The sequence below is a fragment of the Nocardia sp. SYP-A9097 genome, assembly GCF_009649815.1.
Taxonomy (GTDB): Bacteria; Actinomycetota; Actinomycetes; order Mycobacteriales; family Mycobacteriaceae; genus Nocardia.
The window spans coordinates 167,013-179,610 of record NZ_WJIC01000002.1 but is presented as its reverse complement, the minus strand read 5'-3'; the positions used below and the strand labels follow the sequence as shown (position 1 = coordinate 179,610).

Here is a 12,598-nt window from a genome sequence, read left to right as displayed (position 1 = left end):
GGGCGCTCACCCCGCTGCGCATACCGTCCGGTGTGGAGTCACCGGTTCGGGCCCGGAGGGTGTGTCGCGATCGGGGGTGCCACTGCGGGTGGTACCGGCGGATTCGAGGCATTCGCACAGTGGTTGTCGGCGGGCCCGGAGGTTGTGACTGGGGTAGGTGAGCGGTTGCCGGGGGCAGGTTCGAGTTCGATATTGGGCGGGTGGACTCGATGGCGGTGCTCGAAAAGAACGTGGTGGCGGCGCTCCGGTTGAACATGACCAATGTGGATGATCCCGGGGCACGGCATGAGCAGCGGTATCGGGCCGCGGTGGAAATGGCCGAGTACGCGGACCGGCAGGGGTTCGCGGCGGTCAGTTGCGAGGAGCATCATCTCTCCGGAACCGGTTGGCTGCCTTCGCCTTTGCTGTTGGCATCGGCGGTGGCGGCGCGTACCACCCGGTTGAGTGTGAGTATCAGCGCGCTGCTGGTGCCGCTGTACGATCCGGTGCGGCTGGCCGCGGATATCGCTGTGCTGGACAATATTTCGGGCGGCCGTCTGGCGATTGTCGCCGGAATGGGTTATCGCCCTGCGGAATACGCCGCGCTGGGGCGGGACTGGGCGCGGCGGGGCGAGCTCATGGATACCGCGTTGGCGGTCATGCTCGCCGCCTGGCGGGATGTGCCGTTCGAACACAATGGCGCGCTCATCGATGTCACGCCCAAACCCGCGACCCGGCCGCATCCGCTGCTGTTCGTGGGCGGGATGAGCGCGGCGGCGGCGCGCCGGGCGGCCCGATTCGGCTTGCCGTTCTCCCCACCCATGTCCATGCCCGCGCTGGAGGAGCTCTATCTGAAAGAGCTGGAGCGGCTCGGGAAATTCGGTTTCGTGCACCGCCCCGAGCCGGGCAGCAAACTCACACTGCTGCACGAGGATCCGGAGGCGGGCTGGCGGGAGTACGGGCCGTACATCCTCAATGAGGCCCGCGAATACGCGTCCTGGGGGCGGGCGGGACTGCCGCGACCCAATGAGGCCGCGGTGATCACCGTCGAGGACGTGCGGGCGCAGGGGTACGCGGAGATCGTGACACCGGGGGAGATGCTCGACCAAATCGCCGGTGGCAGAACGGAAATTGTCATGAACCCATTGATCGGCGGGCTGCCGATCGAGGCGGGCTGGGCCAGTCTGCGACTGCTGGGCGATGAAGTGCTGCCACATATCGGCGCACCCGCCGCGCCGGTCGCCGGGTAGCGCTCGAATCTTCCCACCTACGAAAGGTATTCGCGGATGATTTCCGATCTCATGGCATATCGAGAGGGTCTGGCCGTCGACGGCCTGCGTATTCGCCGGGCGCGCGAGGACGACTGGGATGCCCTGCGCGACTGCTACGCCCGCGCCTTCGGTGGTGTGCACGCCAAGGACTTCGAGAGTTGGAAGCGGCAGTTCCGGCTGAGCGATGTCATTGTGGCCGAGGATGTCTCGGATCCGGAGGCGCCGTTCGTGGCCGGCACCGGTTCGGTGATCCGGATGGGTGTCACCGTCCCCGGTGGCGCACAACTCGAGGTCGCCGCCTGTGCGCAGGGCATGGTCGCCACCACCCATCAGAAGCGTGGGCTGTACTCCAAGATCCAGGCCGAGATGATGTACATCGCGCTGGAGACCGGGGCGGATGTCTTCGCCGCCATGCCCGGACCGGGCGGCAATTACGGCGCGGTCGGCGTGGCCAGTCATACCCGGCATCTGCGGATCGACCGGCGGCGCGCGAAACTTCGTACGGGAGAGGATGATCCGCATCCCGCGCGGGAGCTGCGGCCAAGCGCCGCTCGCGGGCGCATGCGGGAAATCTACGACCGCTGGCAGCGGCAGACGCCGGCCGCGCTGAGTCGGGGCGAATTCTATTGGCCCGCAACCTATGACGATGACTCCTGTGTGATCACACATCCGGACGGCTACGTTGTCTACGACCTGGTGGGCGACACCGTGCAGGTGCACGACTTCTGCGCGCTCACCGTATCGGCGCATCGTGAACTGCTGCGTTGTCTGCTCGGGCACGGTGAGTACACCGAGATCCGGATGGATACCGCCGTGGATGATCCGACTCCGCTGCTGTTGCAGGATCCGCGCGTGGCCGCCGTAACCGGTGTCGACACCGGGGTGTGGATGTGGATTCTGAACTCGCCCAAGGCTTTCGAGTTGCGCACCTACCGCGCCGACTTCCACGGCGTTATCCAGGTCGAGGACCCGTACGGCATGAGTCCCGGGTTGTTCACCCTCGATATCGCCGACGGTCACGGCAATTGGAAACCCGCGCCCGAGGAGGCCACCGCAGACCTGCGCATCGGCCCGGCCGAACTCGCCAGCGCCTATTTCGGCGCACACACCCCGCTGGAATTGCTGCGCGCGGGCCGTATCGACGAACTCGCCGGTGGCACCGTCGCCGCCCTCGACCAGGCGCTCGCCCCGCTGCGGCGGCCCTTCAACATCACCCCCTTCTGATTCGAGGACACCATGACGACGCTGCGCCCCGGGCGGCTGACCGCCGCCGCCAAGAAGTTCCTGATGTGGGATCCGAATCCGGCCGTCTTCGGCATCACCATTCCCTGCCCGGTCCCGGTCGCCATGAAGCTGGACGAGGCGCGCGGATTGGTTAACGCGCTCATCGACACACACGAATCACTGCGCAGCCGCTACAGCTATGGGCTGGACGCCGCGGTACTCATCGAACCCGAGTCGAACGGTGAAATCGATACGGCCAGAGTCGATGTGCGCGAGGTCGATATCGAGAATGTGGCACCGGAATCGATCCAGCAGATAATGGAGGCCGAGACCGCGAAGAGCAATCTGCGGCTGGATCCGACCACGGGCAAGATTGTGACGGCGGCTCTGCTCACCCGGTCGACGGATGTCAATATCCTGCTGCTCACCGTCCACCATATCGCCATCGACGGTGTGGCCATGTGGGTGATGTGGGAAGACGTCGCCACCTATGCCCGGCAATGGGCAGCGGGAGAAAAGATTTCGCTGCCGGCGGAGGCGATCACCGGGTCGGAGTGGGCGGCGTTCCTGGATGAGTACGCGCAGACTCGGGACGGCGAACTCGACTACTGGCTCGCGGCATCGGATATCGAACCGTATGTCGAAACGCGGCCTGCTGCACCGGATTCCGCCTATCTCGACGATGTCATCGCGGGTGATCTCGCTGTGCGCCTGCTCGACGAACTACCCGCCGCGCTGGGTGCCTCCTATACCCGAATACTGCTCGTGGCATTGGGTTTGGCCATCGAGGACGTCACCGGCGAGGCCCGCCCCATTCAGGTGCAGAAGCACGGCCGCTACAGCCGTCTGCGCCCCGGCACCGACCTGAGCCGCACCGTCGCCTGGCTCTCGGACGACTATCCGTGGCTGGTGCGGCCGGTCACCGGCAGCCTCGGCGACCGTATGCGCGATGCCATCGCCACCTACCCGGCGAATCCGGAGGACTACACCCTGCTCTTCTGGCATCACCCCGAAAGCTGGTCGCGCATGGTCGAATTCAATGTTCCGAAGTTCTACTTCAACTTCCTCGGCGATGTCGGGGTGTGGATTCCGGGCGCGCACTCGCGCGAGCAGGCGCGTTTGACGGTGTTCGACCTGAGCATGTTCCTCGGCGCGAGCGAGAACGATGGCATGCGCGCCGTGCATTACTCGGTGCATTCACCGACCGGCGGTATCGGCATGGATCGCGTGAAAGAGATTGTGGCGCGCTGGCTTTCGATCCTCGCGACGGTCGAGATCGAATCCGCCGCTCAACTTCCCTCCGCCGCGCTGTAGTCGGCGACCCCTGAAATGGATAGGTACGCATGAGCAGACTGATCATGACCAGCATCGGCAGTCGCGGCGATATCGCACCGCTGACCGGCCTCGGCGTGCGCTTGCGGGAAGCCGGACACGAGGTGGTGATCGGCGCGCACTCGGTCTTCGAGGAGCTGATCACCGGCTGCGGACTCGAATACCGGCAGATGGAGACCAATGTCGACATCGATATGACCGATCCGAATGTCGACAAGCTGAAGGCCGCATGGGCATTCGCCTCGCCCGCCGGGGTGCGCGCCACTGGTAAGGGCATGATCGACGCACTGCGCGATGAACCCGCCGACGCCCTGCTACTGGCGCAACTCACTGAAGGCGCGGGCTTCCCCCTCGCCGAGGCCAAGGGCATTCCGGCGATCGGCCTGCGCTTCCAGCCCATGTGCGCGACCTCCGAATACCCGCCGGCATCCATGGGCGTGCGGTCCTTCGGCTCCTACGGCAACAAGCTGGCCGCCGATATCGGTGGCTGGCTCGGCGACACCGTCTACCGCGGGGTGGTCGACGGCTTCCGCAGCTATCTGGGCCTGCCCAAGGTTACGGTCCGAGAACTGCGCCGCCGCCGCACGGCCGCCGAATGGCCTATCCTGCACGGCTATTCACCCCATGTACTGCCCCGCCCCACCGATTGGCGACCCGGCCTCGACGTCACCGGCTACTGGTGGTCACCGCGCCCGGTGGACTGGGAACCGCCCGCCGAACTGGTCGACTTCCTCGCCGCCGGCCCACCACCGGTCTTCGTAGGATTCGGCAGCGTAGTCAACACCACCGAGCACAGCGCCCGCATGTCGAAGATCGTCGGCGCGGGATTGCGACAGGCAGGCGTACGTGGAGTAGTCCAAGCAGGCTGGCTCCAACTGGATGTCACCGGCGACGACCTAATCACCATCGGCGATGTCCCCCACGACTGGCTCTTCCCCCAGGTCTCCGCGGTAGTGCACTCCTGCGGCGCAGGCACCACCGCCGCGGGCCTGCGCGCAGGCGTCCCCACAATCGCCGTCCCGAGCTACTCGGACCAGCCCTTCTGGGCCAACCGCCTCACTACCCTGGGCGTCTGCGCCGCCACCATCCCCCACGACAAACTCTCCGCCGATAGCCTGGCATCCGCAATCCACACCGCCACAACGGATTCCACTCTTCGAGCCAATGCCGCCCGGATGTCCGCCCTGATCGGCGAAGAAGACGGCGCAGGCCAAGCCGTCAAAGCCATCGAGGCCCACCTGGCCTCGTTATGAACAATGCGGGGCGCACCCTTTCGGATGCGCCCCGCACCGGAGTCGCGGAGAGTCCTCAGCCTCGCCATATCCCGCTGGCGAGAAAGCCATCCCACTGTTCACCGGAGAAGACCAGCGCGGGTCCCGCCGGGTTCTTCGAGTCGCGAACACCGACCGCACCGGCCGAGAGATGGGCTATCTCAACACAATCCGCGGTCGGTTGGCTGTAGGTGCTCTTGAACCACCGGGCATCGGACATATCTCCAGTCACGCCCCGTACTCCTTCGCTAGCTGTTGCACCAACTGCTTGGTGTCATCTTCGGTCAACGCTACTCGCTGAATATCCGTGATCGCCCGACGATGTCGGTCGATCATGTCCGTTCGCTCCAGATACAACCCGCCTTCATACCCCTCGACGTAGACGACGGGTGGTTCCGAGAGGTGGCTTGCCAGTGGCGGGAATTCGAGCAGCGTGAACGCCTGCGCCAGCAGACCGAGGTGACTGCCCGCATCCAGTGGGACAAGTCGGATCGACAGGTTCGGCCGGGACCCGATCAGCTCGAGGATGTGGTACAGCTGATAAGCCATGATGGTTCGGCCGCCCGGGGTATGGCGAAGTACCCCCTCCGACAACAGGAAGTTCACGCGAAAGTTCGGGTCCGACAGCCTGACCTGGCGGTGAGCCGCGAGTTCCAGTCTTCGTTCGAGTGCGTCGGCCGACAGGTTCGGGTCGCCGACAAGACTGACGGCCCGCCGATAGCCTGCGGTCTGTAATAGCCCCGGCAACAGGACCACCTGATGTGTGGTCAGATGCGTGGCCACGGCTTCCAAGCCCAGATAGTGGTCGAAATGCGGTTCGTACTGGTCGGTGTAAGCCTGCCACCAACCCTTCGTCGTACCAGCAAGTTTCGCGGCTATCGCTTGATCCTTCACCTCTTGCCACAGCAGGAGAACCTCATCCCGCCCCTGGCTGGGTTCCGGAACTTCATAGAAGTCGAGCAGATCTCGGATTTGCGCCGTGCAGATCTTTACCTTCTGCCCGTCCTCCATCCTCCCAATGCTTTGTGGCGACAGCTCGATATGTAGCCCTGCGGCCAATTGACTTTTTTCCGCCTGCACCCGGTAGCCGCGGAGCCTGCGACCGAGAGCCCTTCGTGGAAGCGATGATCCGGCCATTTCGTTAGCCTCGCTATCTGGGAATCTCCGTTCTGGAATGTGCCTAGCTGGAATGCCGACCATTTGTCATGCAGTTGCAGCTGGACGTTCCCAATTCTATTGCCGCAGGTGTCTACTGGAGTCACGAACGCGAAAAGCCGAGGGGAGCAACCTATGCCAACTCACCTTCCGTCGAAGGACCTGCTCTTGGAAGCCTGCTCGGGGAGTGTTGCGCTACCGCATCCGCTGCTACGGGCCGCATACGAACTGGCCAGTCTGCACGAAGCTCGTTCTATTGCCGATTCGGATGCGTTGGTCGAAATAGATTGCGCCAGAGTCCAATTGATCCATGACATCGACTGCTGGACGGCGCAGGAGCTGCCCCGCCCGTACGCGGCGGCGGCAATGCATACCGAAACGGTCGGCATGGTTATCGACCGTTTGGCCCAATTCTCGACCGACGCCCATGCAGCACTCGACAATTCGGGCACAGAATGCCAGTCGCACTACACCTGGAAACGCCTCGCAGAACTATCACTCGCCTACGCAGACCTCGCGCACGACCTGGACACCCGCACCCGCCGCATCCCCGATTGCATCGCCCCACACCTGTAACCCCAACCGCACCAACGTCTTTGAACACATCACCGAAAGAGGTGCCCCATGTCCACCATATGGCTGCCCTTCCTCCTCGGCCTGACCCTCGGCAGCATCCTGGTCTGGTTCACGACCCTCCTCCCCGTCCCCACCCGCCACCCATCCACCGACTGCTGGACCGTCGCCGCCATAACCTCCCGCCTCGAATACGAACATCAACTCGCCTCCGTGCACCCCCAAGCGTCGAAACCAACTGTGGCAAAGCATCTCTGATCCAGCCTCTGTTGGTTGATGTCGTTTCATCTGCACGAGAGCGGAGTTCGGGCGCCGGTCGGCCTAACCGGTCACAAAATCAGCCAGGACGCCCCTGGGCGCTGCCTACCTATGATCTTTGACCGGCCAGGCCGGTTTCGCCCGCCGACCCCGCACGATATCCGTCCTCATCACACGTCCGCGCGAGCGAGGGCCTCGGCTTCCATCGCGGCGATGAAGTCTGCGACGTTCGATCCATAGATGCCCCAACTGTTCACGCCGCCGAGCTCGACGAGGCGGAGTACTCCGTCGAGGCCGACGCCGACATCGACGGTGACCATGGTGGATCCGTGAGCGAGTAGTCGCGCCGCCACAGTCTCCGCGAAGCCACGTACGTGATCGGGGACGGGGAGGTACGGCTCGATCGGATAGGAGCTTCCGCAGACGAAGCGGCCGTCACGGCAGAAGCAGCGATACTCGCGGTCGAAGGTCACGACCTCGGATACGACGACGAGCTCGTCCCGGTGCTGGTCGTAGATCTCGAGCCAGTGACCCAGCTCCGCGATCGCATGAACGCCCGCGGGGAACAGCTTGTAATTGGTATCGCTGCGGATGAAAACCTGGTCACTCCCGAACATGCGCCGGAGCGGTAGAGCCGGAACCGCCGAGAATGGCACGAGGAAGGCGGTACGTCCGAGGAGGTCGTACACGTGTCGGTAGTAGAACGAGCAGCGCAGCATCGGGTAGTCATCGAACACCGCTTCTCCGAGCTGGGGCACGCGGCGCAGGCGCGTCATTGTACGACGGCAAGCTGACCGAAGTGCCGCTTCCGCGAGCACACAGGGTTGAGTACTCCGGCTCCGTCACGGGCGTGTTGATCAGGGAGGATCGGCACGAAAAGTCCTGACATCGAGGTCGGCCTGCTCGGTCATCGGCATGTGCGTGTGTCTGGCTGACCCCGGATCGCCACGGCTAGTTGATCTTCCGATCGGCTACCGGTAATCGGGCCAGGACCAACTGGTGTCTGTCTTGGCGTTCGGGACAACGGCGGAAACGCGCTCTGCGAGAAGGTCGTCGAATACGTCAGTCCACGAGCCGTTCCCGCCGATAATCACGGTATCGAGCGACTCTATCGTCACATAGACCTCGGCCTCGCTCTGCTGCTTGACCTCCACGCTGAAGTCCCAACCGCCCTGAAACTCCTCCCGCAATAGTTGCTCTACAGCGGTCTTCACAGACTGTGCTTCATCAAGATCGGCAAGGCCTTTTACTGTGGCGTAGAGATCGCAATTCGCAGACATCCGACAGAATCCATCCCCTTGGTACGACAAGCGTCGCCGTCGCGTACCGAGTCGGCAGACCAGGGCGTCCGATCCCGAGATGCTCTCGGGCCGTTGATCTTCGGAGCCACCGCACATCCGCCTCGAGCCGCGCGGCGTGCGGCATTATGGTGCGTTCGGGAGCTGCCTGGCGGCCGGCCTATGGCGGCGGACTGGCCTGTTGGTCCATTCTCGAGTGGTTTCAAGCAGTTTCCTGACTCAGAGACACCGAAAGTGGAGCAAAAGGACAAATCCGACCTCCGTGCCATTTGCGTGCGCACTGGAGTCGATGAAGAAGATCGACCTCGCCGATAGGCCAAAAGCCATTGCTGCGTAACGGCGTTCGATTCACTTTGTGTGCCTGGGGTGGCCGTCGACCACTGCACTCTGTACCGTCCACCGACCCACTGTCCCAACTGGTCAGAGTTGCGTGTGCCCGGAGCCGGTGAGGATGATCAGCGGCATCATCAGAGCGCCGAGAATATCGTTTCCGGTGCACTGGGCCGAGGCGCTGGAGCTGCCGGTCGGCTGGCTGCCGCAGTTCTGCACCGTCATGGACTTGGTCGACGAGCCCTGCGTGGCGGTGAGGCTATAGACGCCTTCGGGAAGCTTCGAGCGATAGACGTACTGGATGATCCCGGTGCCGGCCGTGGATCCGGCTTGCGGGGTGAAGGTGCCGACGTTCTGCCCGTCCAAGGTGACCGTGACCGGTGCCAGGGCGTCTGCGCCGCTGGTGGTCACCAAGATCGTGCAGGTATTGCCTGCACCTTCACATCCGCCGATGCCGGTGTCGACTTGTGTCAGATTCACATTGTCGACCGTGGCCGACGCCGATGCCGCCGCGACGACCGGTATCGCCAGCATGGCCACCGTGACGGCGGCCCAATTCATTTGCCTCATCTGCACTTTCCCGTTGGAGTAGTCGTTGCCGGCACCTGAGTGCCGCTCCGACAGTAACCGCGTAGTGAGGCCCCGCGCGTACAAATTGAAAATCCTATACTTCACTATGTCCCTGCGCTTCGCATGCGCGTCATAGTGGCTTCTTCATGCGCCGCGAGCGCCTGGACGCCGGGAGCGGCTTCCATAGAGTCGGCTCTGGGCGTGGTGCCCTCGAAGAGGCCGATGGTCCCGTCGGTGGCGTAGCGCTGGGCGGCGGTGACGTTCACCGGCTGCGGCGCGCCGCAGGCCAGTTCGCCGACCAGATACCGAAGAAGACGAATTGTCGAGGGAGCGACGGTGCGTTCGGCTCGGCCGCGGATCGGCACGGCCAGTTGACCTTCGCCCGCCCGTTGTAGCCGGTTCGGTCAGCGCGGTATGCGGCATGACCGGATACTTTCGTTAACTATAGTCAGCACTTGGGGTGGGCACTCCCTGTGCAAAACGCTCCAGCCGGGGAATGGCTGGGGCAGAGGGCGGCCCCGAAGCTAGAGTGGCCCTGGCGATATCAACCTGCCTGGGGGGAGCGAATAATGGTCGGTACGACCGGTTTTCTCGATGTGCCTGGTGCGCGTCTGCGCTACGAGGTTCGCGGCGACGGCCCGCCGCTCGTCCTGTTGCACGGCAACACGGGTGACGGCGACGTGTTCCAGTTCGTCGCCGCTCCGCTCGCGCAGCGCTACACGGTCATCACCTACGATGCGCGCGGCAACTCGCGCAGCGCACTGACCGTCAACAACCCCGGCCCGCAACCGGTGCGCGAACGCGCGGATGACGCGCTCGCGATCATCGACGCGCTCACCGACGAGCCGCCGTTCGTGTTCGGCAATAGCGGCGGCGCTATCACCGCGCTCGACCTGCTCAGCCGGTATCCGGACCGGGTGCGCCTGGTCATCGCGCACGAGCCGCCGATGTTCACCGTCCTGCCCGCCGCCGCCGACCACGCGGCCTTCTTCGCCGACGTCCACGCTACCTTTCTGCGCGAGGGCACCGACGCCGCGTTCCAGAAGTTCGGCGCGGGTATCGGCATACCAGCACAGAACCGGTCGGCCGAGCCGACGCAACTGCCGCCCGCTATCGGGGAGATGCGCGCACGCATGCACGCCAACCTGCCGTTCTTTCTTGGCAACGAAATGCTCGACGTCGTCGGCTACCAGCCGGACGTGCCCGCGCTCGCCAAGTCGGCCGACCGATTGATCTTCGGCATCGGTGCGGACTCGCGTGCGTTCCGGCCCGCGCTGCCTGCCCTGGAGTTCGCGCCGACGATCAACGCTGAACTCGTCGAGTTTCCCGGCGACCACGCTGGCTACCTCGGCTCGGCCGAGCCGTTCGTGACTACACTGCTGAATGTTCTCGCGGCCCGCTCGATCACGCAGTAACGGATCAGAGGCTTGCGACAGAACGGCCCCACAGGTCAGAGAAGCGCGCGTTCAAGTGAATTCGCGCTTCTCGGCATGTGTGTGCACTCGTTGGCCGAGCCCGCGGCCGGTTTCGAACGCCCGGGTCGCGGCAATAGAGTGCGTCGCGAGAGCCAGCGAGGACGAGGCGAACGTTCAGGGCGGGCCAGCCATGCACCGGCATCAGCCGGGGCAATAGGCAGTCTCGGCAGCGTTCACGAAGGCCATCGCCGAGCCGAACTCGCCTGGCTCCTCGCTCAAGAACTCGGCCAGACTGTGCTTCGATAGGCCGTCCGCGAGCAGATCACAGACGGCATGGCCACCCTCGGAAATGCCCGGGAAATCCGAGATGATGTCGGGAAGTACCTGAATGCCATCCCGCTGGATGAGCAGGAACCCGAAATGCGCGTCCTGTAACGGGCCGTAGTTGTGGGGCCCCGCGACCGGCCGAAGCTCTGCCGACGGCAATGCCGAGGCGGGGGCGGCGAACAGAACAGCAGCGGCCGCGGCGGCGAGCCCTGTAGCGATCTTCGAGAAGAGCAAGACAATTCCAATCGTGGGACAACTGCGCGACCCGGTGATCGCCACGAAGATCGTAAATGAGGTCGCTGAACTCCGCCTGGCGTCAATTCGCGTTACGCCACTGGACCCCACGTGGCGGGTACCGGCGGCCAGGCAAGGCCGGTAGCGGCAGACCTACCGCCACGCTGGCCGTTCCGAACAGCGCGACATGCGGCATTACCGGATATCTCGGGCCGCAGCGCGTTCCGCAACACTCGGTCGCACACCCAGCGGCAATCGCGGGACCTCCTGGACCCCAGACGATTTCACTCGTTCTTGGGAAGTCGTGGTTCCGTGTCGGGTGAAAGCCGTTCGCTGCCGGGAGCGTCGACCGGACCCGGGCGAGTGACGACCAGACGGCTGATAGCGTCCAGCCACGCGTCCTCGGGTGAAAGCGGTTCGCTGCCGGGAGGATAGATCGGTTCCGGGCGAGTTCCGAACAGGTAGTCGCGGAAGGCTCGCAGGTACTCGTCGAGCTCGCGCTGGTCGGTGAACCTGGTTTCGGTCGGGTCGAACCATTCGTCCGGTGTCGGCCGCCACCAGATCATGAAGTCGAGGGCTTCGCGCACCAGGGCCCCGTAGGTCGGATCCGCGGCGCAGGCGGCGCGCAGCGCCGTTGCGCTAGAGCGCATTCCGCGGCCGTATTCGGTGTGGTGCATGTTCACCAGCGGCCACAGCAGGCTACCGCTATGCGGGATTTCGTCCCACCACGTAGCCTTCGTGCACAGGGTCTCACTAGCTCGCCTGGGGCGTGATTGCGTGACAGGTGTCGGGTAGTCGCAGGGCGCGCCTCTTCGGTCGATGCTGCGGGTCGGCCCGATTCCGAGGTTCACGGGTGGATACCAGACCCCACGCCACACTGAAACGCCGAGATAGCGAGGATTCACCGGTAGTGGGTCGGCCAGCGAGACGTCGACGGTAATTCGGTGCACGGGTGGCAACAGTCCATCGGGGAACAGATCGGCGACTATCGACAAGCAATCCCGCACGTCGAAGCCGGTCACACCGACACCCCGCCAGAACCGGGCGTCAACGCACTCGTGCGGGTCGAATTCGATCCAGAACCGCCGCGCCGTGGTCATCCGCGATTTCCTCCCACCGGCACCGATGTCGAACGTCAACCCGATAATCCCAGAGCTGATCAGCGTCCACCACTCGATAATCGGCAATAGCGGACGTTTGGCACCGCACCAGGTTCCGGCCGCCAGCGCCCGCGCTGGCCGGTTCGCTCAGCGCGGGCGCGGCAGTTCCGGAAGTATCGCCACCCGCACACCGAGTAGTCGGACATCTGAATTGGATGTTCGACCACCGCATCGATTGGGAAACCGCTTCCGCGTCCGCCC

At 64.3% G+C, this 12,598-nt stretch carries 15 protein-coding genes; 7 read left to right on the top strand and 8 right to left on the bottom strand.

Going from position 1 to position 12,598, the window contains the following annotated elements:
• Positions 1 to 209: 209 nt before the first annotated feature.
• Genes GFY24_RS04500 through GFY24_RS04485 form a run of 4 tightly spaced genes read left to right on the top strand, consistent with a single transcriptional unit; the run spans position 210 to position 5,059 of the window.
• Positions 210 to 1,229, top strand: coding sequence for an LLM class flavin-dependent oxidoreductase (locus tag GFY24_RS04500; RefSeq protein ID WP_228565995.1), 1,020 nt, complete (start codon positions 210 to 212; stop codon positions 1,227 to 1,229).
• Positions 1,230 to 1,265: 36 nt separating this feature from the next.
• Complete coding sequence (locus tag GFY24_RS04495; RefSeq protein WP_153803712.1) at positions 1,266 to 2,474, top strand: GNAT family N-acetyltransferase; 1,209 nt, start codon at positions 1,266 to 1,268, stop codon at positions 2,472 to 2,474.
• A gap of 12 nt (positions 2,475 to 2,486) precedes the next feature.
• Complete coding sequence (locus GFY24_RS04490) at positions 2,487 to 3,788, top strand: condensation domain-containing protein (RefSeq protein WP_153803711.1); 1,302 nt, start codon at positions 2,487 to 2,489, stop codon at positions 3,786 to 3,788.
• 29 nt (positions 3,789 to 3,817) lie between these two features.
• A complete protein-coding gene (locus GFY24_RS04485) occupies positions 3,818 to 5,059 on the top strand; it encodes a glycosyltransferase (RefSeq protein ID WP_153803710.1) in 1,242 nt (413 codons plus the stop codon).
• A gap of 55 nt (positions 5,060 to 5,114) precedes the next feature.
• Here the strand turns inward: GFY24_RS04485 and GFY24_RS04480 are convergent, their stop codons facing one another.
• Both GFY24_RS04480 and GFY24_RS04475 read right to left on the bottom strand, forming a co-directional pair.
• Entirely contained in the window at positions 5,115 to 5,309 is a 195-nt protein-coding gene (locus GFY24_RS04480) for a DUF397 domain-containing protein (protein WP_309230452.1), read from the bottom strand.
• Entirely contained in the window at positions 5,306 to 6,214 is a 909-nt protein-coding gene (locus GFY24_RS04475; protein ID WP_375336000.1) for a DUF5753 domain-containing protein, read from the bottom strand. Before GFY24_RS04475 ends, GFY24_RS04480 begins: the two co-directional genes overlap by 4 nt.
• A 153-nt stretch (positions 6,215 to 6,367) precedes the next feature.
• Between GFY24_RS04475 and GFY24_RS04470 the strand changes: the two genes are divergently transcribed.
• Complete coding sequence (locus tag GFY24_RS04470; RefSeq protein ID WP_153803708.1) at positions 6,368 to 6,808, top strand: DUF4254 domain-containing protein; 441 nt, start codon at positions 6,368 to 6,370, stop codon at positions 6,806 to 6,808.
• Positions 6,809 to 6,856: 48 nt separating this feature from the next.
• Positions 6,857 to 7,063: a hypothetical protein gene (locus GFY24_RS04465; RefSeq protein ID WP_153803707.1), complete on the top strand. Its 207-nt coding sequence runs from the start codon at positions 6,857 to 6,859 to the stop codon at positions 7,061 to 7,063.
• 170 nt (positions 7,064 to 7,233) lie between these two features.
• Here the strand turns inward: GFY24_RS04465 and GFY24_RS04460 are convergent, their stop codons facing one another.
• The 4 genes from GFY24_RS04460 to GFY24_RS04445 form a co-directional block, all read right to left on the bottom strand.
• Positions 7,234 to 7,839: an ATP-grasp domain-containing protein gene (locus GFY24_RS04460; RefSeq protein ID WP_153803706.1), complete on the bottom strand. Its 606-nt coding sequence runs from the start codon at positions 7,837 to 7,839 to the stop codon at positions 7,234 to 7,236.
• 195 nt (positions 7,840 to 8,034) lie between these two features.
• Positions 8,035 to 8,343 carry a hypothetical protein gene (locus tag GFY24_RS04455; protein ID WP_153803705.1) on the bottom strand — a complete coding sequence of 103 codons (309 nt, stop codon included), beginning with the start codon at positions 8,341 to 8,343 and terminating at the stop codon, positions 8,035 to 8,037.
• A 438-nt stretch (positions 8,344 to 8,781) separates the two neighbouring features.
• Positions 8,782 to 9,345 carry a hypothetical protein gene (locus GFY24_RS04450; protein WP_153803704.1) on the bottom strand — a complete coding sequence of 188 codons (564 nt, stop codon included), beginning with the start codon at positions 9,343 to 9,345 and terminating at the stop codon, positions 8,782 to 8,784.
• 20 nt (positions 9,346 to 9,365) lie between these two features.
• Positions 9,366 to 9,626 (bottom strand): hypothetical protein, encoded by a 261-nt coding sequence (locus GFY24_RS04445; protein WP_153803703.1) that lies wholly within the window; start codon positions 9,624 to 9,626, stop codon positions 9,366 to 9,368.
• 204 nt (positions 9,627 to 9,830) lie between these two features.
• Between GFY24_RS04445 and GFY24_RS04440 the strand changes: the two genes are divergently transcribed.
• Complete coding sequence (locus GFY24_RS04440) at positions 9,831 to 10,676, top strand: alpha/beta fold hydrolase (RefSeq protein WP_153803702.1); 846 nt, start codon at positions 9,831 to 9,833, stop codon at positions 10,674 to 10,676.
• A gap of 201 nt (positions 10,677 to 10,877) precedes the next feature.
• On the opposite strand, the gene GFY24_RS04435 is transcribed toward GFY24_RS04440, so the two are convergent.
• Positions 10,878 to 11,282 carry a DUF732 domain-containing protein gene (locus GFY24_RS04435; RefSeq protein ID WP_194852744.1) on the bottom strand — a complete coding sequence of 135 codons (405 nt, stop codon included), beginning with the start codon at positions 11,280 to 11,282 and terminating at the stop codon, positions 10,878 to 10,880.
• A gap of 239 nt (positions 11,283 to 11,521) precedes the next feature.
• Complete coding sequence (locus tag GFY24_RS04430) at positions 11,522 to 12,337, bottom strand: hypothetical protein (protein ID WP_153803700.1); 816 nt, start codon at positions 12,335 to 12,337, stop codon at positions 11,522 to 11,524.
• Positions 12,338 to 12,598 lie beyond the last annotated feature (261 nt).

Excerpts from the sequence above, each read along its gene's own strand:
- GFY24_RS04455 (WP_153803705.1), bottom strand. The coding sequence starts at position 8,343 with ATGTCTGCGAATTGCGATCTCTACGCCACAGTAAAAGGCCTTGCCGAT.
- GFY24_RS04475 (WP_375336000.1), bottom strand. The coding sequence starts at position 6,214 with ATGGCCGGATCATCGCTTCCACGAAGGGCTCTCGGTCGCAGGCTCCGC.
- GFY24_RS04490 (WP_153803711.1), top strand. The coding sequence starts at position 2,487 with ATGACGACGCTGCGCCCCGGGCGGCTGACCGCCGCCGCCAAGAAGTTC.
- GFY24_RS04500 (WP_228565995.1), top strand. The coding sequence starts at position 210 with ATGGCGGTGCTCGAAAAGAACGTGGTGGCGGCGCTCCGGTTGAACATG.
- GFY24_RS04485 (WP_153803710.1), top strand. The coding sequence starts at position 3,818 with ATGAGCAGACTGATCATGACCAGCATCGGCAGTCGCGGCGATATCGCA.
- GFY24_RS04440 (WP_153803702.1), top strand. The coding sequence starts at position 9,831 with ATGGTCGGTACGACCGGTTTTCTCGATGTGCCTGGTGCGCGTCTGCGC.
- GFY24_RS04495 (WP_153803712.1), top strand. The coding sequence starts at position 1,266 with ATGATTTCCGATCTCATGGCATATCGAGAGGGTCTGGCCGTCGACGGC.
- GFY24_RS04460 (WP_153803706.1), bottom strand. The coding sequence starts at position 7,839 with ATGACGCGCCTGCGCCGCGTGCCCCAGCTCGGAGAAGCGGTGTTCGAT.
- GFY24_RS04430 (WP_153803700.1), bottom strand. The coding sequence starts at position 12,337 with ATGACCACGGCGCGGCGGTTCTGGATCGAATTCGACCCGCACGAGTGC.
- GFY24_RS04465 (WP_153803707.1), top strand. The coding sequence starts at position 6,857 with ATGTCCACCATATGGCTGCCCTTCCTCCTCGGCCTGACCCTCGGCAGC.
- GFY24_RS04470 (WP_153803708.1), top strand. The coding sequence starts at position 6,368 with ATGCCAACTCACCTTCCGTCGAAGGACCTGCTCTTGGAAGCCTGCTCG.